This is a genomic window from Ruegeria sp. C8, from assembly GCF_056537565.1.
This window is the reverse complement of record NZ_JBQFRV010000001.1, coordinates 62,623-88,567: the sequence shown is the minus strand read 5'-3', so window position 1 is coordinate 88,567 and position 25,945 is coordinate 62,623. Positions and strand designations below refer to the sequence as shown.

The following is a 25,945-nucleotide window of genomic DNA, read 5'->3' as shown; positions in this document are numbered from 1 at the left end:
CCTGAGTTTCCACAATATGTCGCAGACTGGGTAAGCCGAATCCGTAACAGCCAGATGACAGTTATCCACAGGTTGCACACAGCGTGTTTTGCAGGCTATGGCGGAGGTATGAGCTGGTTCATTCGATTCAACAAACCCTTTGACGTGCTGCCGCAGTTCACCGACCGCGCAAACGCCGAGTCGCCGCGCAGCACCCTGTCGGATTTCATCGACCTGCCCGGCGTCTATCCCGCTGGTCGGTTGGACCGTGACAGCGAAGGGCTGATGCTGTTGACCGACAATGGCAAGCTGCAGGCGCAGATATCAGACCCCAAGCACAAGATGGTCAAAACCTATTGGGTGCAAGTCGAGGGCGAGCCAGATATGGCGGCCCTCAAGGCCCTGCGCGATGGGGTCGAGTTGAAGGATGGCCTAACCCGGCCCGCCAAGGTGCGGGAAATTGAAGAGCCCGAAGACCTATGGCCTCGCACCCCTCCGATCCGCGAACGCAAGACCGTGCCGGACAGCTGGATCGAGCTGACGATTCGCGAAGGCAAGAACAGGCAGGTGCGCCGGATGACAGCGGCCGTTGGCCTGCCGACCCTGCGCCTGATCCGCTGTCGCATCGGAGACTGGACGCTTGAAGGGCTCAAGACGGGCCAGTGGGACAGCCTGCCGATGCCGCAGATACAGGCTACGGCTCAGCGCAAACGGGATCGACGCCCCCGACGGTGACAGACCACACGCGCCGGGCTAAACTGAACCGCATGAAGGTGACACCCGAGATACCGGCCCCCTCTGCCATCTTGGAAGCGGCGCTTTATGTCGATGATCTGGACGCCGCCGAACGGTTCTACGGTGAGGTTCTGGGGCTGGAAAAGATACAACGCATTGAGGACCGCCACGTGTTTTATCGGGTCGGAGCCTCTGTTCTGCTGATATTCAATCCTGAAAAGACCCAGCAGCCACCTCTGAACCCAGACCTGCCTGTCCCTCCGCACGGCGCGCTTGGGCCGGGGCATGTGTGCCTCGTCCTGACGCGGGATGAGATGGCTGCAATGCGAAAGCATCTGCTAGATTGGAACATCCCCCTGGATGCCGAGTTCGATTGGCCAAACGGCGCGCGGTCCCTTTACGTGCGCGATCCTTCTGGCAACTCAGTCGAATTTGCCGAAGGGCACCTTTGGGCCTGAAACCGTCAGCGCAAGGGCTGCTTTTCTCCGCCCACTACGCGATAGATCTCGCTTGAGATCACCCCAACCTCAGCCAATACGGCTTGGAAGGTAGCCATATGCGCGGCGGCGAAATGCGCCTCTAACGCGGCCTGATCCTGCCATTCTTCATAAACCCGGAAGAGGTTCGCATGGCCCAGAACCTGGCTGAATTCATAGATCAGGCAGCCCGGTTCTTTCACCGTTTCAGCGACCATCGCCCTTGCAGCCTCTGCTGCCTTGTCCACATGATCGGCCGAGACTTCGACGGTTCCGGTGACAATCAACATGCGTTGCCCTTTCCAAGATCAAAGCGTTTCGAAATTCGATTGACCGGTGTGCCATCCCGCAGTGGGCGGCCATAGTCCACAGAATAGTCAACGAACCCCATTTTTCCGTAGTAGCCAAGGCCCGGCGAATTGTCCGCGCGTATGGTGGCGTTGATCGCCTTGAACCCCAAGGTCGCCGCTGTTTTCGAGGTTTCTTGAAACAACGCACGCCCTGCGCCGCGCAACGGAGGATCGCGCCGTGTGAAGGTCGCAATATCCGCGCAATCTTCGGGCAGTGCATCATGAGTACCCAACCACTGAAAACCGGCTACCGCGCCTTGGTCGTCCAGAGCGACGTGGCAGCAGATCTTATCGACCCCGGTCAGATAGCTTTCTGCAAACAATGCCTCCGAAAACGGAATTTCATGTGCGGTTGTCCCACCTGCGGCGATGATATCGTTGAGGATGCGGCAGGCGTCGGCCACATCCTCGGGCATCATGGGGCGAACCGCAATCACAGCTACAGGCTCAGCTTGTCGCGCATGAAGGCCAGCGCAACGCTCAGGCCATCAGGCGCGATGCCGTGGCCGGTGCCTTTCATGACATGGGCGTAGACCTCTTTGAAATCTGCCGCTTGCAGGGCCTCGGCGGCCTCGGGCAGCGATTGCGGAGGCACCACGTCATCCGCATCCCCATGGACCAACAGGATCGGCATCCGGCTGACGGTTTCGTCAGGCAACAAATCAGGTTCCAGCAAACGGCCTGAAAAGGCGACGATGCCAGCCACTGGGTCCTCACGGCGCGGGGCGACGTGCAGGCTCATCATCGTGCCCTGGCTGAATCCGAACAATACAACCTGCTCGGGAAGCACGTCTTCGTCCACCATCAGCGCGTCGAGGAAGGCGTTGAAGTCGTCGCTCGCCATCTCCATGCCGCGTCGGGATTCCTCCTCGGATGAGCCGTCGATCCACGGGATTGGGAACCACTGAAACCCATTTGGCATTCCGGGGATTTGTTCCGGCGCATCGGGGGCTACGAACAACGTGTCGGGCAAATGCTCGCCCAATGGGTCGGCAAGGCCCAACAGATCGGCCCCGTTCGCCCCATAGCCGTGTACGAACACCACGACCGAGCGTGTGTCGCCCGAAACCGGCTCTTTCCTGAGCGCGTTCAAAACCCGTGTCATCTGATCCCTTCTCTTTGCTTGGCCACCCGGTAATAGGCCCACAAAACCCGCGCCGCAACCGACCGCCAGGGCGACCATACCTCGGCCATCTGTCGCAACTCTTTGTCCGTTGGACGTTTGGGTAAGTCGTAAAGAACCCGGGCAGCCTCTTGCAGCGCCAGATCGCCCGGCGCCATCACGTCGGCGCGGCCCAGCGAAAACATGGCGTAGATCTCGGCGGTCCAGACACCGATGCCGGATACTTCGGTCAGGGTCGAGATGACTTCTGCATCAGGCGCGTCGCGTAACGCTTTGTAATCAATACGTGCTTCGGCCAGAGCACGGGCATAGCGGATCTTCTGTCGGCTTAGCCCGACGGCCCGCAAATCCTCATCAGTCGCCCACATGATCTTGCGCGGGCCGGTCAGTTTCGCCTCCTGCATCCGTTTCCAGATCGCATTGGCCGAGGCCACGCTGACCTGCTGACTGACGATTGCGCTCAACAATTGCGCAAAACCATCCGGTTTGCGGCGCAGAGGCAGCGGCCCCGTCTGATCCATCGCATAGGCCATACGCGGACAGGATTGGGCCAGCCACTCGGCCCCTTCGGACACACAGGCGTTGGTTTCGATGATGCGTCCGACGGACATGTGCGCTCCGGTGTTTTGGGTCACTTGCACGTTAGGGCGCTTTGCCGCGTATGCAACCCGCTTGTGCAAGCTGCAGATCGCCGATACGCATGGCGTCATGACTGTGATCTCAGAGACTCCGAACGACTTTCAGGCCAAGCGTAACGTGGCCGTACTTGTGGCAGCGCAAGCTGTTCTGGGCGCGCAAATGCCGATGATGTTCATTGTCGGAGGGCTGGCCGGGCAATCGCTGGCCACAAACGCCTGCCTTGCGACGCTGCCCATATCGCTGATCGTTCTGGGATCGATGCTGGCGGCCACGCCCATCTCTGCGATCATGCAACGCTGGGGCCGCCGCGCCGGGTTTCTGGTCGGTACAACCGCCGGTTCGCTTGGCGGTTTGATCGGAGCATATGGTCTGTATCTGGGCTCTTTCCCGATCTTCCTGATCGGCAGCCTGCTGACCGGCATCTACATGAGCGCACACGGGTTCTACCGTTTTGCGGCGGCGGACACCGCATCCGACGCGTTTCGGCCCAAAGCTATTTCCTATGTGATGGCGGGTGGACTAGCGGCTGCCATAATTGGCCCGCAGATCGTCAAGCTGACCTCAACGGCCTATGTCATTCCGTTCCTGGGCACCTATCTGGCGGTGATCGGCATCAACGTCATCGGCTCGGCGCTGTTCTTCTTTCTCGACATCCCCACGCCGCCACGCGCGAGCGAAGACAGCCCCAAAGGCCGGTCGCGGATCGAGATGTTAAAGACCCCTCGGATCGCCGTCGCCATTATTTGCGCCATGGTGTCCTACGCTCTGATGAACCTGGTAATGACCTCGACCCCTCTGGCTGTGGTCGGGTGCGGATACACGGCCAATGACGCCGCAGATGTAGTGACTGGCCACGTGCTTGCCATGTATATTCCCAGCTTCTTCACCGGCCACCTGATCGCCCGTTTCGGCGTTGAAAAGATCGTAGCGCTCGGCCTTGCCATTCTCGGCGCCGCAGGCGTTGTCGCCCTTCAAGGGGTGGAGCTTGGCAACTTCTTCGTCGCGCTGATCCTGCTGGGGATCGGCTGGAACTTCGGCTTCATTGGCGCGACCTCAATGCTGGCCGATTCTCATGACGTGAGTGAGCGTGGCCGGATGCAGGGCATGAACGACCTTCTGGTGTTTGGCGGCGTGACCTTTGCCTCGCTGGCCTCGGGCGGGTTGATGAACTGCTCGGGTGGGTCCCCGGTCGAAGGGTGGACGGCTGTGAACCTCGCTATGGTACCCCTGCTCACGCTGGCCGGTGGCGCACTGTTGTGGCTAGTCCTGCGTCCGGCCGAGCCGGACACTGCCTGATCACCAGCGGCCCGTGCTGGCAGTCCACATCAGAGATAACCTGCGCCCGAGTTCCCCCTGCGCCAGATCCCCGCGCGCGACCCGTGCGGGATTGGCCAGAACCTTCCGCAAAACCCACTCGGCCTGCCATCCGGCATAGAGCGCCGGGCGAGCGGCGCGGGAAACCTCAGATCGCCTGCTGCGCGCGGACTTCAACCGCCTCAACGCAGTGTTTGCCAACGCGCGTACTCCGTCTTCAGTGCCATCGAGCAAAGGAATCCGCCCTCGGGCCTCCAGCTCCGGAATGGCCCGAAACCAGTTTGTCACACCGACTGCGTAGCCGAAATCGCGCAAAACGCCCTCATCCGCTGCCCCGAGAGATTGCGCAGCTACTACCATCAATGTGCCAGCGCTTTGATCGATGTAATTCTCGAAATGCTCGGTATCTTCGAACGGATCGCGGTAGATATCCCACCGCCTGACAGCCACGTATTCATCCAGCAAACCGGCCAGATGTGGCGACAACACCCTGGACAGAGGGGTCACCACCTCATGCCGCCGCACCTGTTGCCCTTCGGCAATCTCTTGCAAAGCGTCGCGCCACCATTGCAAGCGCATTTCGGCAATCATCGTCTCTTGCGTGACCCACGGCGCGCGCGCGATTTCGGCATTCAGCGCATAGATCGGAAACAATACGGCCCGCGCTTCGACGGGCGAGGCCATGGTGGCAAGAAATCGGTCCGGATCGGCCTTTTGCACAAGGGCCGCACAAGCCTTTACGTCTTCTTCAAAGACGGCGGTCACTCGGCCGCCGCTTTCCTATGCCCGCCATCGCGGATCAGTTTCCACTGGATCGCCTCCAGCAGTGCCTCGAACGAGGCGTCAACTATGTTGGCACTGACACCCACGGTCGACCAATGCCGCCCCTGCCCGTCTTCACTGTCGATGATGACGCGCGTTACAGCCTCGGTCCCGCCTTGGGTGATCCGCACCTTGAAATCGACCAGACGCATATCCGACAGCACCTGCGAATACTGCCCCAGGTCCTTTGCCAGCGCCTTGGAGAGCGCGTTCACCGGCCCTCGGTCGCTGCCTTGATCATCCACCGATTCACTGACCGAGAGCTTCTTTTCACCGTCCACTTTCACCACAACCACGGCCTCGGACAGGCTGACCATTTTGTTGTATTTGTTCTTGCGACGTTCAACGGTGACCTTGTAGCGCTTGACCTCAAAGAACTCGGGCATCTGCCCCAGCTCATCACGCGCCAGCATCTCAAAACTCGCCTGAGCGGTGTCGTAGGAATACCCCTCAGCCTCGCGCTGTTTGATCCGGTCGAGGATACGGCCAAGGGCGGGATCGCCCTTTTCAACCATCAGGCCTGCGTCGGTCAGCCGTTTGAGCAGGTTCGATTGCCCGGCCTGGTTCGACATCGGGATGATCCGCGTGTTCCCTACCGTCGCCGGGTCGATATGTTCGTAGGTCGATGGGTCCTTGAGAATCGCACTCGCATGAAGCCCCGCCTTGTGCGCAAAAGCCGAGGCCCCTACGTAAGCCGCTTGCTTGCTCGGCACTCGGTTCAGGATATCGTCCAACATCCTGCTCACCCGCGTCAAACCGGCCAGCGCGTTCGGGTTCACACCGATCTCGAACCCCGAGGCATAGGGTTCCTTCAACAGCAATGTCGGGATCAGAGCGGTCAGGTTGGCATTGCCACATCGCTCTCCCAAACCGTTCAGAGTGCCCTGAATCTGGCGCGCGCCCGCATCGACAGCCGCCAGTGAACACGCCACCGCGTTTTCTGTGTCGTTGTGAGTGTGAATACCCAGTCGATCCCCTGGCAGGCCTGCGGCGACCAACTCGGACACAATGCGCCCGACCTCGGATGGCAAAGCACCACCATTCGTATCACACAACACTACCCAACGCGCTCCCGCGTCCAAAGCGGCCCGGCAGACCTCGGTCGCATAGGCCGGGTTGTCCTTGTAGCCGTCAAAGAAATGCTCGGCATCGAACAGCGCCTCACGCCCCTGCGCCACAAGATGCGCGACAGAGGCGCGGACGTTCTCGAGATTCTCCTCCAGCGAAATGCCAAGCGCATGGGTCACGTGGTAGTCATGGGATTTACCCACTAAACAGACAGCCTGCGTCCCGGCGTTCATAACGGCCGCCAGCACATCGTCATTCTCGGCCGACCGTCCAGAGCGCTTGGTCATCCCGAAGGCCGTCAACCGTGCGGTGGTCTTCGGAGCGACCTCGAAAAACGCGCTGTCCGTGGGGTTCGCACCGGGCCAACCGCCTTCGATATAGTCCACCCCAAGCGCGTCCAAAGCCTGCGCGATCTGCACTTTCTCAGCCGTCGAGAACTGCACACCCTGCGTCTGCTGCCCGTCGCGCAGGGTCGTGTCATAGAGATAGAGGCGTTCCTTGGTCATGGCTTGCTCCCGCTGGCCCAGAGTAGTCGATCTTTCCACGTGGCGCGCGGATTTCCTTCAAACATCTTCCAGTTTCGACGCATCAAATCCCGCAGCCGGAACCAGTTCAACGCCTTCTTTGCTCATGCGCACTTCCAGACCTGCAGCGACAAAAGCGGATTTCAAACGATCCACTTCCGAGAAGTCCTTGCTTTGCATCGCCGCGGCACGTGCTTCAGCCAACCGGGCAGCGAAGGTGGTCAGATCAACCACTTCGGCCCAAGCGCCCATATCGTCGCCCAAAAGCCCGAGAACCTGCGCGCTGGCCAGCAGACCAGCCGCATCTCCTTCCGCAGCCAAACGGTGCAGTTCGGCGATGGCCCCCGCCGTGTTCAGGTCATCCGCCAGCGCCTCAATGACCGAGGGGGCCGCGCTGGCGGCGGGCTCGATGCCCGCTGTCAGCGCCCGCCACTTGCGCAAGGTGGCCTCGGCTTCACGTGCCTTCTTCTCGGTCCAGTCCATCGGTTTGCGATAGTGGGTTTGCAGGAAAACAAAGCGGATCACCTCACCCGGCACGCCCTGTTCCAGCAAGTCATGCACTGTGAAGAAATTGCCCAGCGACTTGGACATCTTCTTGCCTTCGACCTGCAGCATCTCGTTATGCAACCAGACGCGCGCAAACTCGCCCTCCGGATGGGCGCAGCAGCTTTGGGCGATCTCATTCTCATGATGCGGGAACATCAGATCATTGCCGCCGCCGTGAATGTCAAAACTCGCCCCCAGCAACTCATAACTCATGGCCGAGCATTCTATATGCCACCCCGGACGGCCCCGACCCCAAGGCGAGTTCCACCCCGGTAGCTCATCGGTCGAAGGCTTCCACAGCACAAAATCCATAGGGTTCTTTTTGTAAGGTGCAACCTCAACCCGCGCGCCGGCAATCATGTCATCGACCGAGCGACCGGAAAGCTTTCCGTACCCCGATTTCCAGCTATCGACAGCAAACAGCACATGACCTTCAGCGGCATAGGCATGACCCTTCGCGATCAGCCCTTCGATCATCTCAATCATCTGCGCGATATACTCGGTCGCGCGCGGCATAGCGTTTGGCTCCAACGCCCCAAGCGCGCCCATGTCATGCAGATACCATCCGATGGTTTCATCGGATCGTTCCTGCACCAACTGCTCCAATGATCCCTCGGCCCCGGCCTGTTTGCGGGCCAAAGCTGTGGCATTGATCTTGTCATCCACGTCGGTGAAGTTACGAACATAAGTGACCTGATCCGCACCGTAGACATGGCGCAGCAACCGATAGAGCGTGTCGAACACAACCACCGGTCGCGCATTGCCCAGATGGGCCCGATCATAAACGGTGGGTCCACAGACATACATCCGCACGTCGTCGGCCTTGATCGGAACGAAATCCTCCTTCGTCCGCGTCCGCGTGTTGTGCAGCTTGATTGTCGTCATCACTCGGGCTCCTAAAGCTTGCGCGTTGGCGCGGGCTTAGCAACTTGTCTCAGGGATGAAAACGAAAGAAACCGGCCCGCTTGAGAATTCAGCAGGTAATGCAGCAGATAATGGTGCAGATCATCCGGTCCATCCGCTGGGCATAACATGCGTCACGCGCCAAGCCAAGGCTTGAGTTCGCGCGTCTTCTCCAGCACTCTGCGCGCATGAGCCGGGATTTCGTCAACTCTATTTGTCGCGACCTGCCGGGGGCCGAATGGTCGGACCCCTGGGGCGGCGGGCATGATGCGTGGAAGGTCGGCGATAAGATGTTCGCCTGTATCGGGACCGCCAATGATGGCGTGTCGGTCAAAACACCCGATTTCGAAACCGCGCAGATGCTGATCGATGCGGGTGTCGGTGTGAAAGCCCCGTATTTCCACCGCAGCTGGGTTCGCCTGCCCTTTGACGCGAATGAGGACGAAATGCGCTACCGCCTTGCCGCCTCTTACGATCTGGTGCGTGCATCGCTCACGAAAAAGGTTCAGGCCACCCTTCCTGCGCGAAGCTGATTGACAATTTCGGATCGCTCTGCCCCTGTCGCCACAAATACAAACCGAGGCAAGATCATGAAACTGTCAGATCGCATCACGCAGATCACCGGAGGCGGCAGCGACGGGTGGGATGTGTTCTATCGCGCGCGCCGCATGGTCGCCGAAGGCCACGCCGTGACGCAGCTGACAATCGGCGAACATGACATCGGCACCGATGCCTCGATCCTGGATGCGATGAACCGATTGGCCCGCGACGGCCATACCGGTTATGCCATGGTACCCGGCACCGATCTGCTGCGCGACACGGTTGCCGCACGGGTTCAGACCCGGACCGGAGTATCAACCACCCGAAACAATGTCCTGATCACTCCGGGCGGACAGGCGGGGTTGTTTGCGGCTCATATGGCTGTGTGCAACCCCGGCGATGTCGGGCTGTTCCTTGACCCCTACTACGCCACCTATCCCGGCACCATTCGCCGAACCGGCACTGTGGCGCGGGCGGTTCAGACCACGGCTGAAGATGCCTTTCAACCGCGTGCCGAACAGACCGAGGCCATGGCCGATGGTGCGGTCTCGTTGCTGATCAACACGCCGAACAACCCGACCGGAGTGGTTTATTCACCCGAGACACTGAAGGACATCGCTGAGCTGTGCCAGAGGCGCGACCTATGGCTGATCTCGGATGAGGTTTACGACACGCAGGTATGGAAGGGCGCGCATCTGTCTCCGCGTGCCCTGCCCGGTATGGCCGACCGCACGCTGGTCGTCGGGTCCATGTCGAAATCCCATGCCATGACGGGATCACGTTGCGGCTGGGTTATTGGCCCGGAAGAGGTCATCAGCCACCTCATCAATCTCGCCACCCACACCACCTATGGCGTCCCAGGCTTCATTCAGGATGCCGCGCGCTTTGCCCTGAACGCGGGCACAACACTCGAAGATGAAATAGCAGCCCCCTTCCGTCGTCGCCGGACCCGCGCGCTACAGGTGCTGGCCGAACAGAATACCATCGGCCTCGTCCCTGCAGATGGCGCCATGTACCTGATGTTGGATATCCGTGCGACCGGTCTGACCGGTGAGGGGTTTGCAAATGCCCTTCTCGATAAACACGCGATTGCCGTCATGCCCGGAGAGAGCTTCGGTACAGCCGCTGCAGGACACGTGCGGGTTGCCATGACCATCGATGATGACCGCTTCGAAACGGCTCTGAAGACGATCTGTGCTTTCGCGTCCGAAATGGCAGGTCAGCAAGCCGCTGAGTGAAGGCGCTTAGAACCGGAACGTTGTACGCAGGTTGAAGATATTCGTGTCCAACCCACCGCCCGAGCGGGTGACATCGTCAAAATCCTGCCGCAACGCTTCGCCACTGATCACGAAGTTGTCTCCGATGGGATAGGCAATGCCGATGCCATAAACCGCCGCTGTGTCATTCTCTTCCGAGGTTTCAACACGCGCCGCACCGACCACGACATAACCCATTGCCGCGCCAAAATCATACCCACCCCGCAACTTCAGCCGGGTGATACTATCTACACTGCCTTGATCCTGACCAAGGTTGAGGGACAGGCGGTTATACTCCAGCTCACCGCCCAGAACGAAGGCGCCGAAATCGCGGTCATACCCGACATGGGGTCCGAAAACGGTATCGTTGCCACCTGCGCCGCCGGACCCGTCCGCATCCGCATAGCCAAAGCTGAACCCCGCATAGGCCCCCGTCCAGTCCTCGGCCGAGGCCGGACCAGTCATCGCTATCGTCGCAGCGACAATAAGGGCCGAGAGGGGCTTCATACACGTCTCCAAATTAGGCGCATCGCCGGTTTTTTTGCGGACCAAACACCCGCGTATTTGAGTGTTTAACCTAGGAACGCCACTGCTAGATTCAAATCTGCATCAACGATAAGTGAATGCAGTATAACAGATTTCCCCTATAACGGGTTAAAATCTCTTTAAGATACGTTCAAAAACCCAGCGCGAGCCTTTTCACCATAAAAAACGCCCCGACCACCTGAGTGATCGGAGCGTTGAATAAGCGCCTGCATTGTTCTTAAAGATAGTCGGACCGCTGCAGACCGTATTTGGCCATCTTCTCGTTCAACGTCCGGCGCGGCAGGCAAAGCTCATCCATCACCGACGCGATCGAACCCTTGTGGCGGCGCATGGTGTTGTCGATCAGCATCCGCTCGAACGCTTCCACGTATTCCTTCAGGGGTTTGCCTTCGGTGGTCATGACCGGCTGCATTTCCTCGTGATCGGACATCAGCAAGGACGCAATCGTCCCGGAACCACGCCGCGATTGCAGCACCGCGCGTTCAGCGATGTTGATCAACTGCCGCACGTTGCCCGGCCAAGGGGCTTGCAACAGTTGCGCCGCTTCCTGCGCACTGACCTGAGGGGCGTCGCAGCCATATTCCTCTGCGAACTGCTCACTAAGGCGTGTGAACAGCGTCAGGATATCCTCACCTCGCTGTCGCAGAGGCGGCATGGTTATGCGTAGAGCGGCCAGACGGTAGAACAGGTCCGGACGCAGAACGTCTTCGGAGGTCTTGCCGGCCTCTTGCAGGTTCGAGATTGCGACGATCCGCGTTTCCGCAGGGGTGCCCTGCTCGTTCATCACGCTCAGCAAGCGGGCCTGCAATGTGTCGCTCAACGCTTCAACGTCTTCCAGCACCAGCGTGCCACCGCGCGCCTCTTCAATCGCGGGAAGCTGCGCATCCTCGGGCATCATCGGGCCGAACAGGCGTTTGGACAGCACTTCTTCTTCCAGCGCCGCGCAGGAGACCAGAACGAACTTCTTGCCCGCGCGGCTGCCTACCGCGTGCAGAGCGTGCGCCACCAGCGTCTTGCCAGTACCTGTCTCTCCGTCGATCAGTACATGGCCGTCCGCCTGCCCCAGATCGAGGATATCTTCGCGCAGACGCTCCATCACCGGGCTGGCGCCGATCAGTTTGTTCATGATCTGCGTACCACCCGATAGCTCGCGCCGCAGGGCGCGATTGTCCAGCGTCAGACGCCGCGCGTTGCTGGCGCGTTTTGCCAGTTCCGACATGCGGTCTGGGTTGAAGGGCTTTTCAAGGAAATCAAACGCGCCAACGCGCATCGCCTCAACCGCCATTGGCACATCACCGTGACCGGTTATCATGATAACGGGCAGCGTGCTATCGGCCCCCATCAGCTTTTTCAGCAATTGAATGCCGTCCATACCCGGCATCTTGATGTCCGAGATCACGATCCCCGGATAGTCCGGCCCCAGAACCTTGAGCGCATCTTCGGCGCTGGCAAAGGTTTCGGTGTCATATCCCGACAGCGCCAGCCATTGGCTGATCGACTGGCGCATGTCCTGTTCGTCATCGACAATGGCGATTTTCATGGCCTGTGCCATAGTATTCCCTCGTGTTATTCAGCGGCCTGGAGGCCGTCGCTTCCCAGTGGCAGTTGCATCTCGAAAACAGCGCCACCCTTCTGGCCGTTACGTGCGGTCAGCCGTCCGCCATGGTCGTTCACGATCCCCGACGAGATAGCAAGCCCTAGCCCGACCCCGTCACCGGGCTGCTTGGTGGTGTAGAAGGGCTCAAACAGGCTCTCGATATCCTTGATACCATACCCGTTGTCGCGCACGGTAAGCACCGCCATGTCACCCGCTGCCAGGATGATCTCGACATCAGGCTCTGCTACAGATTTGGTGGCGTCCAGCGCGTTGCGCAAGAGGTTGACCATCACCTGCTCGATCCGCATCCGGTCGCCCATAACAATGACAGGGTCTTCGGGCAGGATCTGAGTAATCTTCACATGGCGCTGCCGCAGTTGAGGTTCCATCATCGACAGTGACGAGGCCAGCGCTTCGCCAAGGTTTACAGGCGAAAACGCATCTGCCCCCTTCCGCGCGTAAGACTTCAGCTGCCGGGTAATCGCGCCCATCCGCTCGATAAGACCATCAATGCGACCAAAGCTGGCGAGGGCCTCTTCCGGTCGGTTTCTGCGTAGCAGCAGACGCGCCCCGGCAAGGTAGGTTTTCATTGCAGCCAGAGGTTGATTAAGCTCATGGCTTACCGCCGCCGACATCTCACCCAAGGCGGCCAGTTTCGAGCTTTGCGCAAGCGTCTGTTCCGCCAAATCCAACGTCTTTTCAACCCGTTCGCGCTCAGCGATTTCCCGCTGCAGCCTCGCGTTCAATGCGCGAAGCTCTGCCGACTCGCGTTGAAACAAAACCACGCGCGACGCGGCGCGACGGCTGAGCAGATAGAACGCTGCCGCCAGGAGAATCGCAAAGCCCATGATTTCCAGCGCCAGCACGCTGTTCACCTTTTCACGGATCGAGTCGTAAGTGGTGAATGAGGCCATCTGCCAACCGCGGAACGGAATGCGAGTCTCAAGCCGTATGACGGCCTCACCTTCCAGATAGCCATCCGGCGGCAACGCAGACCAATCGGCCGTCGCCCGCAGCGCGCGCTGGATCGCACTTTCCGGCGTCTGCCGCAGCATGGCCGAGCTTTCGTCCAGCCCACGCCATTGCGGCTCGGTCGACAGGATAATGTTGCCGGTGCTGTCTCGCACCAGCACGGCATCAGAAATCCCGGCCCAGGCGCGTTCGAATTTCTGTAGGTCGACCTCAACCACGATCACGCCGAGGATTTCGGAATTCGCCTCAATCCTGCGGGAGTAAATAAAGCTGTAGTCGCCGGTTTCGCGCGGGCTGACCGTGAAAATCGTCGCGTTCGAGCGGATTGCGTCCACAAAATAGGGCGCATTGCGATGCCCTTCGAGCAAGCGGTTTCGGTCAGTGGCTGCCACCGTCACCCCATCCCCGTCCATCAGCATCAATGACGCGGCCCCGATCTCTTCAACGAAAGAGATCAGACGCTGGCTGGACAAGAGGTAGTCACTGGATTGCAGTGCCGAGATTAGCGTCGGGTCCCGCGACAGAAGCTGCGGCACAATCGCGTTGCGTCGCAATTCGCTGAGGAGGTTGCCGGAATACAGGGCAAGGCGCAGTTCAGCACGGTTGCGCGTCGACTCGGTGAACCGGTCGGTCAGCAACCGGTTCGTCACCCAGATCGTCGCAACGGCGGTCAGAAGGACCAGAATAACAGCCACACGCAGCCGCCACCCCAACGGGGCGCCGCGAAATGGACGGATCATCTTGTCCTTGATTGAGTGAAGGCTTGAACTCATTCCCGAAAGTTACGCGGGCAGAGCGGCGACCTCAAGTCACGCCGGGGTCAGAACGCCGGACAATGCGCGGAACAATGCCGTCCCGTCGGTGCCGCCATGCCCCTCATCCGCTGCACGTTCGGGGTGTGGCATCATGCCAAGAACGCGGCGGTTTTCCGAGAGGATGCCCGCGATATCCCCAACCGAGCCGTTTGGATTCTCGGTATAGGTGAACGCGATCCGGTCCTGATCCTTCAGCGCGGACAAGGTGGCATCATCGGCAAAATAGTTGCCGTCATGGTGGGCAATCGGAATGCCGATCACGTCGCCTGCATTGTAGCCCTGCGTAAAGGCGCTGTCGCTGGTTTCAACCTTCAGGCCGACCGTTTTGCAGATGTATTTCAGACCGGCATTGCGCAGCAGCGCGCCGGGCAGAATTCCGGTTTCCGTCAGGATCTGGAACCCGTTACAGATGCCAACGGCATAGCCGCCCCGCTCGGTATGATCGACCACAGCCTTGCAGATCGGCGATTGCGCCGCGATGGCCCCACAGCGCAGGTAGTCGCCATAAGAGAAGCCACCGGGAACGCCGACGATGTCGACCCCCTCGGGCAGCGCGGCATCCTTGTGCCAGACCATGTCAACGGCGAAGCCGGCCTGTTCAAAGGCTACGGCAAGGTCCCGGTCGCAGTTTGATCCGGGGAATACGATGACGGCTGCGCGCATGGCGAACCCTCCTAGCAAGTAAAATCAGTGACAACCGCCACACCCGGAGGCGCAGGAGCGTCGAAAGCGGCAAGCTCTTCACTCACCTGGTTCAGAGATACGTGTCGTGTCACGAGCGGGCTGAGATCAAGATCCGACCCCGTGATCAACGACAGAAGCGATGGATAGCGCCAACTAGGCATCCCTCGTGTTCCATATACAGACAGCTGACCGGAATAGAGCACATCCATCGGCAGCGTCATAGCAGCATGATCGCCCGCAGGCATGCCGATTTGAACCATGCGGCCCAGTTTGCGCAGGGACCGCATCGACGCCACGGTCGTGGCTTCAATCCCCAGCGCCTCAATCGCCACATGGGCACCACCGCCAGTGATCTCTTTCACCGCATCGGGCGCATCGCATGTTGCCGCGTTTACAACCGCATCCGCGCCCAGAGATTTGGCATAGTTCAGCTTGTCGTCTGAAATATCGACGACAACCACCCGTGCGCCAAGCGCCTTGCCCAACAACAGGGTCGAGACGCCTACTCCGCCGCCGCCGAACACGACCAGCCATTCGCCGCCCTGCAGCTGAGCGCGACCAACCAGCGCCTGCCACGCGGTCGTAACCCGACATCCCAGCGCCGCCGCGATCTCGGGCGCGAGTGTCTCGGGCAGTTCCGTCAGATTGGCATCCGCATGCGCAACCGCAATATACTCGGCGAACGCACCGTCACAGGTAAACCCCGGCACGACCTGGTCGGCGCAGGTGGTTTGATTGCCTTGGGCACAGTCCTGGCAATGACCACAGGCTAGAATGAAAGGCGCAATCACCCGATCACCGACTTTCCAACGGCGGACGCGGCTGCCCACCGCAACAACCTCGCCGCAATATTCATGGCCGGGTGTCATCGGGAGGATCACATCCGGGTCCGACCCCGACCACGCATGCCAATCCGACCGGCAGACGCCGCAGGCCAACACTCGGACGACAACGCCATCCTCGGCCGGTTCAGGGTCGGGAATGGTGGTCAGCTCCAGCGGCTGGCGATAAGTGATCAGACGCGCTGCCCGCATCCAATCAGACCAGTTCGATCTCGTAGCGTTCGATGACGGTGTTGGCCAACAGCTTTTCGCACATCTCGGTCACGTCCGCCTCGGTCGCGCCTTCGGCGAGTTCCAGATCAATGACCTTGCCCTGGCGCACACCTTCTACCTGATCAAAGCCCATGGCGCCCAATGCGTGGCGGACTGCCTCACCCTGAGGGTCCAGCACCCCATTCTTGAGCATCACATGCACCCGTGCCTTCATCTTCGCAACTCCACCTGAGGGCCACGATCGCAGGCCCATTTCGTTGCGCGGGGGATAGCGCGGTTGTGCCTTTGGGACAACCCTGTTTGAAGCGAAGATTGAAAAGCTACCAGAGGGTGTGCCTCAAATCGGGCCGCGCGGGTGTTTCGGGTCGAAAGGAATACCCTGCCCTCAAAAGAAAAGCGCCGCCCAATCGGAGGCGGCGCTTTCCAATTTTGTCAGGCAGACGCCGAGATCAGTTGATCAGCGTCGGTTTGGTCACGTTGCTTTGCGGCAGAACACCCAAGCGGCGCGCGACCTCGGAATAGGCGTCGGTCAGGTTGCCCAGATCGCGGCGGAAAACATCCTTATCCAGCTTCTGGCCGGTTTCGATATCCCACAGGCGGCAGCTGTCGGGGCTGATCTCATCAGCCACGATCAGACGCTGGTAATCACCGTCGAATACGCGGCCGATCTCGATTTTGAAATCGACCAGTCGAATGCCCACGGCCAGCATAACACCGCTCATGAAGTCATTCACGCGCAGTGCGAGGCTGAGGATATCGTCCATGTCCTGCTGACTGGCCCAGCCAAAGGCCGCAATATGTTCCTCGGTGACCAGAGGATCACCCAGAGAGTCGTCCTTGTAGCAGTATTCGACAATCGGACGCGGCAGCTGCGTGCCCTCTGCAATGCCCAGACGTTTGGACATCGTACCCGCTGCATAGTTGCGCACGATCACTTCCAGAGGGACGATCTCGCAATTCCGCACCAGCTGCTCGCGCATGTTCAGGCGGCGGATGAAGTGGTTTGGAACACCGATCTGGGTCAGGCCGTTCATGAAGAACTCGGACAGGCGGTTGTTCAGAACGCCTTTGCCGTCGATCACGTCTTTCTTTTCCGCGTTGAAAGCGGTTGCGTCATCCTTGAAGTACTGCACGATTGTGCCCGGTTCGGGGCCTTCATACAGAATCTTGGCTTTGCCTTCGTAGATTTTCTTGCGACGCGCCATCGGGGCCCCTTCCATATCGGCAACACGCGCAGATCGCGCGGCTGCGGCCCTCATAGAGCAGCCCGCCTCAACCCGCAAGTTGTCTGGTTGCTTTCCATTAGAGCCTGCGCTGTTGAATAGCTCCCCACACTGTATTGCGCCCCCTCAGAACCTGTCCAAACAGCCTGCGTGCAGCAACACAGCGCATTTGGTCGCGCAAAGCCCATTTTCGCTATACATTCCGAAATTCGTTTCTTATCTAGATGAGGAATGTCCACGCTATGAGGTCCCAATAAAATGACCACGTTCGACGAACGCGAAAACGCCTTTGAAGCCAAGTTTGCCCATGACGAAGAGATGCAGTTCAAGGCCCAGGCCCGCTGCAACAAACTGCTAGGCCTTTGGGCGGCGGCAAAGCTTGGGAAAACCGGCTCTGACGCGGACGACTACGCAAAAACTGTCGTGATCGCCGATATGGAAGAGGCAGGCCACGAAGATGTCGTCCGCAAGGTCTCTGCCGATCTGGGCGGTCTATCCTCAGATGACGAAATCCGCGCCAAAATGGCCGAGCTTCTGCCCGAAGCCAAAGCTCAGGTCATGAGCGAGACGGACTAAGCCTCCGGCCACCTCATGATCTTCATGAGTAATATGAATTTGATTTGACGCCCCGGTCATGAGACACGGGGCGTCTCATATTCATACGGGCGCTTAGCGCCAAACACGTCGGACCAAGCCCATGACAAATGCGTTGACCCAGCTTCTCGAGACCAAAGAGGCCATTCTGGCCGATGGTGCGACCGGAACAAATCTGTTCAACATGGGTCTGCAATCGGGCGACGCACCCGAGCTGTGGAACGTGGATGCGCCGGACAAGATCCGCGCGCTTTATCAGGGCTCGGTCGATGCGGGCAGCGATCTGTTTCTGACCAACACCTTCGGTGGCACCTCGGCCCGGCTCAAGCTGCATGATGCGCAGAACCGCGTGGGTGAGCTGAACCGCATTGGCGCTGAACTCGGGCGTGAGGTAGCAGACAAATCCGGACGCACCATCGTGGTTGCCGGCTCGGTTGGGCCAACCGGTGAGATCATGGAGCCAGTCGGAAGCCTGTCGCATTCCGAAGCGGTCGAGATGTTCCACGAACAGGCTGAGGCCCTCAAAGACGGCGGCGTCGATGTTCTGTGGGTCGAAACAATCAGCGCCCCCGAGGAGTTCCGCGCCGCAGCCGAGGCCTTCGCATTGGCGGATATGCCCTGGTGCGGCACCATGAGCTTTGACACTGCCGGGCGCACCATGATGGGCGTCACCTCGGCTGATCTGGCCCTTCTGGTCGAAACACTGCCCAACCCTCCGATTGCGTTTGGCGCGAATTGCGGCACCGGAGCGTCGGACATCCTGCGCACTGTACTTGGGTTCACCGCGCAAGGGACCGAGCGGCCCTTGATCTCGAAAGGCAATGCGGGGATCCCGAAATATGTCGACGGTCACATTCACTATGACGGCACGCCTGATCTGATGGCCGACTATGCTGTGATGGCCCGCGACGCAGGTGCAAAGATCATCGGTGGCTGCTGTGGCACTATGCCCGCGCATCTTGAGAAAATGCGTGCAGCTCTGGACAGCACAGAACGTGGCGCGCGCCCGACGCTTGATCAGATCACGGATGCGCTTGGACCGTTCTCATCCGCCTCGGATGGGACCGGCGACGATGCCGCGCCCGAGCGGCGCACCCGCCGCCGCCGCCGCGCCTGAGTTAGCGTCCCTCGAATTTCGGGGGGCGTTTTTCCATGAAGGCCACCACGCCTTCGGCAAAATCGCGCGAGCGTCCACATTCACCTTGCAAATGCGCCTCGGTCGCCAATTGCTGTGGCAAGGTCTTTTCGTAGGTACCGCGGAGCGCCTGTTTGATCGCGCCATAGGCCGCCGTCGGACCTTGGGCCAAATGTGCGGCCCGGCTGCGCCAATGGGCATCAAACGCATCATCGGCGACCGCTTCCCAGACCAGCCCCCAATCATCGGCCTGACGCGCGGTGATCTTGTCAGCAAACAACGCGGCCCCCATGGCCTTGGCCAGCCCCATCTGGCGCGGCATGAACCATGTACCGCCAGCGTCCGGAAGCAAGCCGATGCGGGAAAAGGCCTGCAGGAAATAGGCGCTCTCGGTCGCGATCACCACATCGGCACAGAGCGCAAGGTTGGCCCCCGCCCCGGCTGCAGGTCCGTTGACGGCGGCAATCGTGGGCACCGGGCTGTCATGGATGGTCTCGAGCATCGGCTCATATTCATCACGCAGCGAGCGTTCCAGATCGATCTTTCCGGTCGAGGACGCATCGCCCAGATCCTGCCCGGAACAAAAGGCCGGTCCGGCCCCGGTCAATACGATGCACCGTGCATTTCGGGCCGCGTGTTTCATCGCATGGGTGATCTCGGCCCGCATCTGCGTGGTCAGCGCGTTCATCTTGTCGGGGCGGTTCAGCGTCAGCACCGCCAGCCCGTCCGTGATGTCCAGCAGGATCGTTTCGTAGTCCATTAAAGCTCTCCCTCGCGCCTGTGCGTGAGCGGACACTGCCGCATTCACAGGCCGAGGAAAAGCGGAACCACGCGTCAGTCTTTCAGAATTTGGCTCAGGCGCTCTTTTTCGGCGTCGCTCAGCCCGTCGCTTTCACCCAGCGCTTGCGCCTTGGCTCGGTTGCGCAGAAAGACCAAGCCGACACCGGCGGCAATCAGCAACATGATCGGCCCGGCCAACCACAGCATCAGGTTCGAGCCCGTAACCGTGGGCTTCAACAGCACATATTCACCATAGCGGTCGACGATGAAGGCGATCGCCTCTTCATCCGTATCCCCGGCCACGAGCCTTTCGCGTACCAGCAAGCGCAGGTCGCGCGCCAGATCTGCGTTGCTTTCGTCGATGCTCTCATTTCGGCACACCAGACAGCGCAACCCGGTGCTGAGGTCGCGGGCGCGTTGCTCCAGCACCGGATCGTCAAGCACCTCGTCCGGTTGCACTGCAAAGCCCGGTGCCGCCAACAGCATGAGGATCAGGATCAGACGTTTCATTCTGCGGGTACTCCGGCGGAAGGCGCTTTGCGCGCGCCAGCCGCAACCCGGAACCGACGATCGCAGAGGCTGAGGACGCCACCCAATGCCATCATGAGACATCCGGCCCAGATCCAGTTGGCGAAGGGTTTGATATAGGTCCGCAAGACCCAGCCCCCATCCGCCTGCTGGTCCCCGATTACAACGTAGAGATCTCGCATGACCCGGTAGTCAATCGCCGCCTCGGTGGTGGGCATACGCGCAACCGGATAGTCGCGTTTTTCGGGATGCAGCGTCCCGATCATGCGCCCGTTGGTCTCCACCTTCACATCCGCCATGGTCGAGAAATAATTCGGCCCTTGCACGCGATCGACATCCTCAAGCGTCAGGGTGAATTGACCAACCTCGAAGGGCTGCCCCGGCTGGGCGACGCGGATATCCTCAACCTCCCATGCGGTCAGACCGGCGATGGCGAAGATGGTCACACCCAGCCCCGTATGGGCAACCGCCTTGCCCCAATCGGCCCCCGGCAGGCGGAACAGGCGTTTCAGACTGCCGTTTCGTCCTGTCCGGCTCCACAAATCGAGAACGGCGCCGAAGGTGATCCATGCGCCCAGAAACAGACCCACGGGCCCCAAAGCACTGCGTCCCGTTTGCATCGCCCAGACCAGCACGCCAAGGGCGACGGCCAGCACAAACGCATAACGCAGAAACCACGCTGTCTTGCCAAGCTTGCCGCGCTTCCACGGCAACATTGCGCCAACCGGCAGGACCAGCCCCAACAGTACCATGAACGGCGTGAAGGCCGCGTTAAAGAACGGAGGTCCGACCGAGAGTTTCCGGTCAAACATCATCTCGGCCACCATCGGCCACATGGTGCCTACGAACACCACGAAACAGCTGACGGCCAACAGCACGTTGTTCACGACCAGCGCGCTCTCCCGGCTGACCATGCCAAAGACGCCCTTCGCCTCCATCGCCTGCGCCCGCGCCGCAAACAGCGTCAGCGCACCGCCGATAAAGAACACAAGGATCAACAGAATGAAAACGCCCCGCTCTGGATCTGTTGCGAAGGCATGAACCGAGGTCAGAAGCCCCGAGCGCACAATGAAGGTCCCGATCAGCGAGAATCCGAAGGCAATGATCGCCAGTAGGATTGTCCAGCTCTTCAACGCCTCGCGCTTTTCCACGACAATGGCCGAGTGCAATAGCGCCGCCGCCAGCAGCCATGGCATGAACGAGGCATTCTCGACCGGATCCCAGAACCAGAAACCGCCCCAGCCAAGCTCATAATAGGCCCACCATGACCCCAGTGCGATCCCAATGGTCAGAAACACCCAGGCGGCCAGGGTCCACGGCCGCACCCAGCGGCCCCAGGCGGCATCAATACGACCCTCGATCAATGCGGCCACGGCAAAGCTAAACGCCATGCTCAGACCGACATAGCCCAAATACAGAAACGGCGGGTGGAACGCCAAGCCCGGGTCTTGCAGCAGCGGGTTCAGATCGCGCCCATCGAACGGAGCAATCGCCAGCCGATCAAACGGGTTCGAGGTAAACAGGATAAAAGCGAAGAACGCTACGGCCACAGCCGACTGCACAGCCAACACGCGCGCTTTCAACGTGGGTGGCAGGCCTGCGCCGAAAAACGCGGCCATTGCGCCGAACAGGGTCACGATCAGCACCCACAACAGCATCGAGCCTTCGTGGTTCCCCCAAGTCCCACTGATCTTGTAGATCATCGGTTTCGCCGAATGGCTGTTCTCAACCACGATCCTCAGCGAAAAATCCGAAGTGGTGAACGCCCAAACCAGCGCTCCAAAGGAAAATGCCGTCAGTAGGAATTGTGAGATTGCCGCCGGTTCCGCAAACGCCATCCATCCAGCCCAGCGTTTCGATGCCCCGATCAGGGGCACCACGCTTTGCACGATAGCGACGAAAAAGGCGAGGATTAGCGCGAAGTGACCTAGCTCTGTAACCATAGGGCAGGATATATGCCGGAGGCACGGTAATCGCCAACCACTTTCGTTTGATTTCGGGGCACATAGTGTCGCAACTCAGCCCCTTTCGCGTCGCCAATCCTCTAACGCCGGGTTCTCATCGGCCAGCAGGCTTTCTTGCGCCAAGCGCGCATCCGACCCCGTATCAGCCACACCGGGTCGGTCGCTGCGCATATTTCCAAGCGCATCAAGGTTGGCCAGAACTGTCGGTGTCCGCGCCATCACGGCCGAGATCTCGCGTTGCAAATCCTGCGATTTCGCCTGATGCCGCGCCCCGAAATAGAACGAGACAATCACGCCCAGCAACCACCACAAAGGCTCGGGCACGAGCGCAATCCCCTGCATTCGCGCCGAAAACCAGATCGGATCGATCATAGCGGCAGCAAACAAGCCCAGTGTTCCCAGCGCTAAGGCCGGGCGCGGAAGCCGGTTCAACCCATCCATGAAGCGGTCGAACATTCCTTTGGGCGGCCTTTGAAACTCAGCCCCGAACTGCGTCATAGACTGAGTTTGCGCCACCATCCTGCGTTGAGCGCCCGCGTCGGCGTTTTCCTGAAAGACCTCTGCAGTCTCGCGCACCACGTTACGCCCACCACCGAATAAGAAACCCAAAACGCCCGAGATCAATCCCATCTCGCAACCCTCCTTGCAAACGCCTCATCGCTCAAGTGATAGCGATCAGACAGGAACTCTTCCGCCCGTCTGATCCAACCGCCTTTCCCGCCCGCACGGGTACGCGCATACTTTCGCGACGCGGGGCGCCGATCTGCGAGCCGAAAGTAATAGTTCCGCCGCGCCACCCCATAAGCGTCCCGCAACTGAACCGGGTTCGGGTGCGCCGCGTCCTGACTAGCGCCTATGGTTTGTGGGCCGATAACCCCGTCCACCACAACGCCAAAACCCATCTTCACCAACAGCGATTGCAAAATGCGCACCGCCTGCGCGCCCGCATTCACATACATGTCGAACACGCTGGCCTGCAGCGCCTCAGGCAAAGCAGCGATCCCCGGTATCTCAAAATAATGCTGCACAAAGATATCAATGGCCTGCGCGCGGCTGAGCGCCCGTACATCCGCGGCATCAACCACCCCGTCCCGCGTCAAATCCAAGCCCAAACGCCGCATCGTGTGAATGGTCACGCCGAAATTTGTGGCTCCTCCCGGATCATCCGGATCATCCACAAACCCGCCTTCCCGACGTACAATCTCTTCGGCAATCTGTCGAACCGTCTGCATCACGACCCCCACCTGCTTCAGTCGAGGGAACGATCCTGCAAACTCATTAACAACCCCAAACGAAACAGAGCGCCGCCTGCCATCTGCACGCAACGCCCTGCTGCTTCTGTTCAAAAATACATCCGCCGAAGGCACGCAGCGCAGCTGCGTTCAGCTTTCGCCGGGATCCTTGTAAACGCCCTGTTCCTTCAAGGCATCCATGACCTCTTTCGGCATATAGGTCTCATCGTGTTTTGCAAGAATTTCAGTCGCTTCAAACACACCGTTCACATAGCGACCCGTCCCAACCATACCCTCATTTTCCGAGAAGAGATCCGGCAGAACCCCGGTAAAGGCCACGGGAACACTCTCTCCGCCATCGGTGACCACGAAGCGCACCGTTTCGCCCTGCCCCCGCACGATCGAGCCCTCTTCGACCAGACCACCAATGCGAAACACCTCGGTCGGCGCAGGCGGCTCAGCGATCACCTGGCTGGGCGAGCGGAAGAAGTTGATGCCATCGCGCATCGCATACCCAATCAACGCCGTCGACACCGCCAGGGCCGCTACGGCCACCAGAATGATCTGAACTCGACGACGTTTCTTGAGCGTTTTCATACCGTCCTCACGGGAACAAGGGGGCCATCATCAGCCCTCGCGTTTCATCCTCACCTAACATCAGGTTGGCATTCTGCAAGGCCTGTCCGCTGCTACCTTTTGTCAGGTTATCCAAAGCGGCGATCACAATAGCACGCCGTTCAATCCGATCCGCAACAACACCGATATGGCAGAAATTCGATCCCCGCACATGGTGAGTCGAGGGCGCTTCGCCCATCGGCAGAATCTCAATGAAAGGCTCGTCAGCATAGGCTTTCGCCAGCGTTTCGTAAACGCTCTGCGGGTCGCCCTTCACGTAGGAGGTTGCCAGAATACCCCTGTTCGCCGGGATCAAGTGCGGTGTGAATTGGATATGCACCGTGCGCCCAGCCAGTTTAGAGAACTCCTGATCGAACTCACCCAAATGGCGGTGCGTACCACCTATGGCATAGGCATTCGCGCCTTCGCTCAGCTCGGCATGCAGCAGGTTTTCTTTCAACGAGCGGCCAGCGCCCGACACGGCGCATTTCAGATCGAGGATGATGTCATCCAGATCAATCACACCGGTTGAAATCAACGGCCGCAACACATACTGTCCGGTCGCCGCGTTGCAGCCCGTACCGGCCACAAGCCGTGCGGTCCGGATGTCGTCACGATAGAACTCGGTCAGGCCATAGACCGCCTCTTCCTGCTGCTCCAACGCGCTATGCGGGTTTCCGTACCATTTTTCGTACTCATCCGCGTCCTGCAGCCGGAAATCGGCTGAAAGGTCGATGATCTTCAGATTCTTCGGCAGGTCCCGGATTACTTCCTGACTGGTTTTATGCGGCAAAGCGCAGAAACACAGGTCGATCTGGGAAAAGTCGATTTCAGAAATCTTACACAGATCCGGCAGGTTCATGTGGCGCAGATGCGGGAAGACCTGAGCCATCGATAGGCCCGCCTTACGTTCCGCCGCCAGCGCAACGATATCCATGTTCGGGTGCTCGGCGATCAGCCGCACCAGTTCAGCGCCAGTATAGCCTGAGGCGCCCAGAATTGCGATATTATGGGTCATGTCAGACCTCTTCTTTGCATGTGTCACATATCATGACCGCCACTGTGACGGTCTTGGATTTAGAAAATCAAAAGGATGGCGTCCTTGACCTAAATCAGGCCGCCGCAAACGAGATTTGTCGTCGGAGGAACTGCGTCGCCCGATCGCTGACAAAACCGGGCTTGCCGGTGGTTAGGTAGCCGCCTTCTCCCTCACCCAGCATGGTCGGGTGGCGTTGCAGATAGTCGGCCAAGCTTTCAGCCACCAGATCGCCCTGGCTGAACACCTGAACATCCGCACCCAGAGCGGCCTGAAACGTCTCGGCCATCAAAGGGTAGTGCGTGCAGCCCAGGATGGCCGCCTGAGGTTCGGGCATCTTGCGCTTCAACGCGTCCACATGGCTGCGCACAAGGGCTTCGGCCAGAATCAAATCGCCGTCTTCAATGGCATCGACCACGCCGCCGCAGGCCTGTGCCTCGACATCCACACCAATCGCACGGAACGCCAGTTCCCGCTGGAAGGCGCGGCTGGAGACAGTGGCGGGCGTTGCAAACAAGGCCACATGCTTGACGGCCACTTCGCGCGGCGGAGAGTTATCGCCCCATTGCCGCTCGGTCAGCGCCTCGATCAGAGGGACAAAGACCCCCAGAACGCGCTTGCCTTCTGGCACGCCCTCCTCCTGCATCCGACGCAGGGCAGCCGCGCTGGCGGTATTGCAGGCCAGAATCACCAGATTGCAGCCGCGATCCCACAAGTCGTAGACCGCCTTGCGGGTTAGCTGATAGATATCCTCGGCATCGCGCACGCCGTAAGGCGCATGCGCACTGTCCGCGTAATACAGGAAATCCACGTCAGGCAGCCGTTGCTGCGCGGCGTTCAGGACAGTCAGACCGCCCAAACCGGAATCAAAGATACCTACTGCCATTAGCCCCT

Annotated in this window: 29 protein-coding genes; 7 read left to right on the top strand and 22 right to left on the bottom strand. The window is 59.8% G+C overall.

Features of this window, described 5'->3' with window-relative positions; all coding sequences use genetic code 11:
- Positions 1–108 precede the first annotated feature (108 nt).
- The gene (locus ACR0KL_RS00450; protein WP_170676001.1) at positions 109–714 is read left to right on the top strand and encodes an rRNA large subunit pseudouridine synthase E; all 606 of its coding nucleotides are present in this window, start codon (positions 109–111) and stop codon (positions 712–714) included.
- A gap of 32 nt (positions 715–746) precedes the next feature.
- Positions 747–1,172, top strand: coding sequence for a VOC family protein (locus tag ACR0KL_RS00445; RefSeq protein WP_170676145.1), 426 nt, complete (start codon positions 747–749; stop codon positions 1,170–1,172).
- 5 nt (positions 1,173–1,177) lie between these two features.
- On the opposite strand, the gene ACR0KL_RS00440 is transcribed toward ACR0KL_RS00445, so the two are convergent.
- The 4 genes from ACR0KL_RS00440 to ACR0KL_RS00425 are packed head-to-tail and all read right to left on the bottom strand — an operon-like array spanning position 1,178 to position 3,274.
- On the bottom strand, positions 1,178–1,480 hold the full coding sequence (locus ACR0KL_RS00440; RefSeq protein ID WP_170676000.1) for an antibiotic biosynthesis monooxygenase: 303 nt from the start codon (positions 1,478–1,480) through the stop codon (positions 1,178–1,180).
- On the bottom strand, positions 1,474–1,977 hold the full coding sequence (locus tag ACR0KL_RS00435; RefSeq protein WP_480554367.1) for an N-acetyltransferase family protein: 504 nt from the start codon (positions 1,975–1,977) through the stop codon (positions 1,474–1,476). The genes ACR0KL_RS00440 and ACR0KL_RS00435 overlap by 7 nt, the downstream gene beginning before the upstream one ends.
- A gap of 2 nt (positions 1,978–1,979) precedes the next feature.
- The gene (locus tag ACR0KL_RS00430) at positions 1,980–2,645 is read right to left on the bottom strand and encodes an alpha/beta hydrolase (RefSeq protein WP_170479682.1); all 666 of its coding nucleotides are present in this window, start codon (positions 2,643–2,645) and stop codon (positions 1,980–1,982) included.
- Complete coding sequence (locus ACR0KL_RS00425; protein WP_170675999.1) at positions 2,642–3,274, bottom strand: DNA-3-methyladenine glycosylase 2 family protein; 633 nt, start codon at positions 3,272–3,274, stop codon at positions 2,642–2,644. The genes ACR0KL_RS00430 and ACR0KL_RS00425 overlap by 4 nt, the downstream gene beginning before the upstream one ends.
- A 97-nt stretch (positions 3,275–3,371) precedes the next feature.
- On the opposite strand from ACR0KL_RS00425, the gene ACR0KL_RS00420 reads away from it, so the two are divergent.
- The gene (locus tag ACR0KL_RS00420; protein WP_170676143.1) at positions 3,372–4,598 is read left to right on the top strand and encodes an MFS transporter; all 1,227 of its coding nucleotides are present in this window, start codon (positions 3,372–3,374) and stop codon (positions 4,596–4,598) included.
- Here ACR0KL_RS00420 and ACR0KL_RS00415 read toward each other — a convergent pair whose 3' ends face one another.
- From ACR0KL_RS00415 to cysS, 3 genes are read right to left on the bottom strand one after another with little or no spacing between them, the layout of a single operon-like run.
- On the bottom strand, positions 4,599–5,381 hold the full coding sequence (locus ACR0KL_RS00415) for a phytoene/squalene synthase family protein (protein ID WP_480776530.1): 783 nt from the start codon (positions 5,379–5,381) through the stop codon (positions 4,599–4,601).
- Positions 5,378–7,012: a citramalate synthase gene (gene cimA / locus ACR0KL_RS00410; RefSeq protein WP_480776529.1), complete on the bottom strand. Its 1,635-nt coding sequence runs from the start codon at positions 7,010–7,012 to the stop codon at positions 5,378–5,380. The genes ACR0KL_RS00415 and cimA overlap by 4 nt, the downstream gene beginning before the upstream one ends.
- Before the next feature lie 57 nt (positions 7,013–7,069).
- Complete coding sequence (gene cysS, locus ACR0KL_RS00405; RefSeq protein WP_170675996.1) at positions 7,070–8,461, bottom strand: cysteine--tRNA ligase; 1,392 nt, start codon at positions 8,459–8,461, stop codon at positions 7,070–7,072.
- A 206-nt stretch (positions 8,462–8,667) separates the two neighbouring features.
- On the opposite strand from cysS, the gene ACR0KL_RS00400 reads away from it, so the two are divergent.
- Together ACR0KL_RS00400 and ACR0KL_RS00395 are read left to right on the top strand one after the other, a co-directional pair.
- The gene (locus ACR0KL_RS00400; protein WP_170675995.1) at positions 8,668–9,012 is read left to right on the top strand and encodes an MmcQ/YjbR family DNA-binding protein; all 345 of its coding nucleotides are present in this window, start codon (positions 8,668–8,670) and stop codon (positions 9,010–9,012) included.
- A gap of 57 nt (positions 9,013–9,069) precedes the next feature.
- Positions 9,070–10,257, top strand: a complete 1,188-nt coding sequence (locus tag ACR0KL_RS00395; RefSeq protein ID WP_480776528.1) for a pyridoxal phosphate-dependent aminotransferase — start codon at positions 9,070–9,072, stop codon at positions 10,255–10,257.
- A 6-nt stretch (positions 10,258–10,263) separates the two neighbouring features.
- Here ACR0KL_RS00395 and ACR0KL_RS00390 read toward each other — a convergent pair whose 3' ends face one another.
- The 7 genes from ACR0KL_RS00390 to purC form a co-directional block, all read right to left on the bottom strand.
- Positions 10,264–10,782, bottom strand: coding sequence for an outer membrane beta-barrel protein (locus tag ACR0KL_RS00390; RefSeq protein ID WP_170675993.1), 519 nt, complete (start codon positions 10,780–10,782; stop codon positions 10,264–10,266).
- 256 nt (positions 10,783–11,038) lie between these two features.
- Positions 11,039–12,373: a sigma-54-dependent transcriptional regulator gene (locus ACR0KL_RS00385; protein WP_170373631.1), complete on the bottom strand. Its 1,335-nt coding sequence runs from the start codon at positions 12,371–12,373 to the stop codon at positions 11,039–11,041.
- A gap of 14 nt (positions 12,374–12,387) precedes the next feature.
- Positions 12,388–14,130, bottom strand: a complete 1,743-nt coding sequence (locus ACR0KL_RS00380; RefSeq protein ID WP_170675992.1) for an ATP-binding protein — start codon at positions 14,128–14,130, stop codon at positions 12,388–12,390.
- A gap of 69 nt (positions 14,131–14,199) precedes the next feature.
- Positions 14,200–14,868, bottom strand: a complete 669-nt coding sequence (purQ, locus tag ACR0KL_RS00375) for a phosphoribosylformylglycinamidine synthase subunit PurQ (protein WP_480538627.1) — start codon at positions 14,866–14,868, stop codon at positions 14,200–14,202.
- A gap of 11 nt (positions 14,869–14,879) precedes the next feature.
- Complete coding sequence (locus ACR0KL_RS00370) at positions 14,880–15,923, bottom strand: zinc-dependent alcohol dehydrogenase family protein (protein WP_480538629.1); 1,044 nt, start codon at positions 15,921–15,923, stop codon at positions 14,880–14,882.
- A 4-nt stretch (positions 15,924–15,927) separates the two neighbouring features.
- Positions 15,928–16,158 (bottom strand): phosphoribosylformylglycinamidine synthase subunit PurS, encoded by a 231-nt coding sequence (purS, locus tag ACR0KL_RS00365; RefSeq protein ID WP_170374301.1) that lies wholly within the window; start codon positions 16,156–16,158, stop codon positions 15,928–15,930.
- A 235-nt stretch (positions 16,159–16,393) separates the two neighbouring features.
- Positions 16,394–17,149 carry a phosphoribosylaminoimidazolesuccinocarboxamide synthase gene (purC, locus tag ACR0KL_RS00360; protein ID WP_170467720.1) on the bottom strand — a complete coding sequence of 252 codons (756 nt, stop codon included), beginning with the start codon at positions 17,147–17,149 and terminating at the stop codon, positions 16,394–16,396.
- A 276-nt stretch (positions 17,150–17,425) separates the two neighbouring features.
- Here purC and ACR0KL_RS00355 point away from each other — a divergent pair, with 276 nt between their 5' ends.
- Positions 17,426–17,743, top strand: a complete 318-nt coding sequence (locus ACR0KL_RS00355) for a DUF1476 domain-containing protein (protein ID WP_170373627.1) — start codon at positions 17,426–17,428, stop codon at positions 17,741–17,743.
- Between the two features lie 121 nt (positions 17,744–17,864).
- Positions 17,865–18,878 (top strand): betaine--homocysteine S-methyltransferase, encoded by a 1,014-nt coding sequence (gene bmt / locus ACR0KL_RS00350; RefSeq protein WP_170641478.1) that lies wholly within the window; start codon positions 17,865–17,867, stop codon positions 18,876–18,878.
- A gap of 1 nt (position 18,879) precedes the next feature.
- Here the strand turns inward: bmt and ACR0KL_RS00345 are convergent, their stop codons facing one another.
- The 8 genes from ACR0KL_RS00345 to ACR0KL_RS00310 form a co-directional block, all read right to left on the bottom strand.
- Complete coding sequence (locus ACR0KL_RS00345; protein WP_480776527.1) at positions 18,880–19,656, bottom strand: enoyl-CoA hydratase-related protein; 777 nt, start codon at positions 19,654–19,656, stop codon at positions 18,880–18,882.
- Between the two features lie 74 nt (positions 19,657–19,730).
- Complete coding sequence (locus ACR0KL_RS00340; RefSeq protein ID WP_170641474.1) at positions 19,731–20,186, bottom strand: cytochrome c-type biogenesis protein; 456 nt, start codon at positions 20,184–20,186, stop codon at positions 19,731–19,733.
- Positions 20,183–22,147, bottom strand: a complete 1,965-nt coding sequence (locus ACR0KL_RS00335; RefSeq protein ID WP_170675989.1) for a heme lyase CcmF/NrfE family subunit — start codon at positions 22,145–22,147, stop codon at positions 20,183–20,185. The genes ACR0KL_RS00340 and ACR0KL_RS00335 overlap by 4 nt, the downstream gene beginning before the upstream one ends.
- Before the next feature lie 75 nt (positions 22,148–22,222).
- A complete protein-coding gene (locus tag ACR0KL_RS00330; protein WP_170675988.1) occupies positions 22,223–22,798 on the bottom strand; it encodes a holin family protein in 576 nt (191 codons plus the stop codon).
- Entirely contained in the window at positions 22,789–23,400 is a 612-nt protein-coding gene (locus tag ACR0KL_RS00325) for a holin-associated N-acetylmuramidase (protein ID WP_170675987.1), read from the bottom strand. Before ACR0KL_RS00325 ends, ACR0KL_RS00330 begins: the two co-directional genes overlap by 10 nt.
- A 150-nt stretch (positions 23,401–23,550) precedes the next feature.
- Entirely contained in the window at positions 23,551–23,997 is a 447-nt protein-coding gene (gene ccmE, locus ACR0KL_RS00320) for a cytochrome c maturation protein CcmE (RefSeq protein WP_170467093.1), read from the bottom strand.
- Positions 23,998–24,004: 7 nt separating this feature from the next.
- Positions 24,005–25,033, bottom strand: coding sequence for an N-acetyl-gamma-glutamyl-phosphate reductase (gene argC, locus ACR0KL_RS00315; RefSeq protein WP_480776526.1), 1,029 nt, complete (start codon positions 25,031–25,033; stop codon positions 24,005–24,007).
- 94 nt (positions 25,034–25,127) lie between these two features.
- Positions 25,128–25,937, bottom strand: a complete 810-nt coding sequence (locus tag ACR0KL_RS00310; RefSeq protein WP_170641465.1) for an aspartate/glutamate racemase family protein — start codon at positions 25,935–25,937, stop codon at positions 25,128–25,130.
- Positions 25,938–25,945 lie beyond the last annotated feature (8 nt).

Excerpts from the sequence above, each read along its gene's own strand:
- ACR0KL_RS00450 (WP_170676001.1), top strand. The coding sequence starts at position 109 with ATGAGCTGGTTCATTCGATTCAACAAACCCTTTGACGTGCTGCCGCAG.
- ACR0KL_RS00445 (WP_170676145.1), top strand. The coding sequence starts at position 747 with ATGAAGGTGACACCCGAGATACCGGCCCCCTCTGCCATCTTGGAAGCG.
- ACR0KL_RS00440 (WP_170676000.1), bottom strand. The coding sequence starts at position 1,480 with ATGTTGATTGTCACCGGAACCGTCGAAGTCTCGGCCGATCATGTGGAC.
- ACR0KL_RS00430 (WP_170479682.1), bottom strand. The coding sequence starts at position 2,645 with ATGACACGGGTTTTGAACGCGCTCAGGAAAGAGCCGGTTTCGGGCGAC.
- ACR0KL_RS00425 (WP_170675999.1), bottom strand. The coding sequence starts at position 3,274 with ATGTCCGTCGGACGCATCATCGAAACCAACGCCTGTGTGTCCGAAGGG.
- ACR0KL_RS00420 (WP_170676143.1), top strand. The coding sequence starts at position 3,372 with ATGACTGTGATCTCAGAGACTCCGAACGACTTTCAGGCCAAGCGTAAC.
- cimA (WP_480776529.1), bottom strand. The coding sequence starts at position 7,012 with ATGACCAAGGAACGCCTCTATCTCTATGACACGACCCTGCGCGACGGG.
- cysS (WP_170675996.1), bottom strand. The coding sequence starts at position 8,461 with ATGACGACAATCAAGCTGCACAACACGCGGACGCGGACGAAGGAGGAT.
- ACR0KL_RS00400 (WP_170675995.1), top strand. The coding sequence starts at position 8,668 with ATGAGCCGGGATTTCGTCAACTCTATTTGTCGCGACCTGCCGGGGGCC.
- ACR0KL_RS00395 (WP_480776528.1), top strand. The coding sequence starts at position 9,070 with ATGAAACTGTCAGATCGCATCACGCAGATCACCGGAGGCGGCAGCGAC.
- ACR0KL_RS00390 (WP_170675993.1), bottom strand. The coding sequence starts at position 10,782 with ATGAAGCCCCTCTCGGCCCTTATTGTCGCTGCGACGATAGCGATGACT.
- ACR0KL_RS00385 (WP_170373631.1), bottom strand. The coding sequence starts at position 12,373 with ATGGCACAGGCCATGAAAATCGCCATTGTCGATGACGAACAGGACATG.
- ACR0KL_RS00380 (WP_170675992.1), bottom strand. The coding sequence starts at position 14,130 with ATGATCCGTCCATTTCGCGGCGCCCCGTTGGGGTGGCGGCTGCGTGTG.
- purQ (WP_480538627.1), bottom strand. The coding sequence starts at position 14,868 with ATGCGCGCAGCCGTCATCGTATTCCCCGGATCAAACTGCGACCGGGAC.
- ACR0KL_RS00370 (WP_480538629.1), bottom strand. The coding sequence starts at position 15,923 with ATGCGGGCAGCGCGTCTGATCACTTATCGCCAGCCGCTGGAGCTGACC.
- purS (WP_170374301.1), bottom strand. The coding sequence starts at position 16,158 with ATGAAGGCACGGGTGCATGTGATGCTCAAGAATGGGGTGCTGGACCCT.
- purC (WP_170467720.1), bottom strand. The coding sequence starts at position 17,149 with ATGGCGCGTCGCAAGAAAATCTACGAAGGCAAAGCCAAGATTCTGTAT.
- ACR0KL_RS00355 (WP_170373627.1), top strand. The coding sequence starts at position 17,426 with ATGACCACGTTCGACGAACGCGAAAACGCCTTTGAAGCCAAGTTTGCC.
- bmt (WP_170641478.1), top strand. The coding sequence starts at position 17,865 with ATGACAAATGCGTTGACCCAGCTTCTCGAGACCAAAGAGGCCATTCTG.
- ACR0KL_RS00345 (WP_480776527.1), bottom strand. The coding sequence starts at position 19,656 with ATGGACTACGAAACGATCCTGCTGGACATCACGGACGGGCTGGCGGTG.
- ACR0KL_RS00340 (WP_170641474.1), bottom strand. The coding sequence starts at position 20,186 with ATGAAACGTCTGATCCTGATCCTCATGCTGTTGGCGGCACCGGGCTTT.
- ACR0KL_RS00335 (WP_170675989.1), bottom strand. The coding sequence starts at position 22,147 with ATGGTTACAGAGCTAGGTCACTTCGCGCTAATCCTCGCCTTTTTCGTC.
- ACR0KL_RS00330 (WP_170675988.1), bottom strand. The coding sequence starts at position 22,798 with ATGGGATTGATCTCGGGCGTTTTGGGTTTCTTATTCGGTGGTGGGCGT.
- ACR0KL_RS00325 (WP_170675987.1), bottom strand. The coding sequence starts at position 23,400 with ATGCAGACGGTTCGACAGATTGCCGAAGAGATTGTACGTCGGGAAGGC.
- ccmE (WP_170467093.1), bottom strand. The coding sequence starts at position 23,997 with ATGAAAACGCTCAAGAAACGTCGTCGAGTTCAGATCATTCTGGTGGCC.
- argC (WP_480776526.1), bottom strand. The coding sequence starts at position 25,033 with ATGACCCATAATATCGCAATTCTGGGCGCCTCAGGCTATACTGGCGCT.
- ACR0KL_RS00310 (WP_170641465.1), bottom strand. The coding sequence starts at position 25,937 with ATGGCAGTAGGTATCTTTGATTCCGGTTTGGGCGGTCTGACTGTCCTG.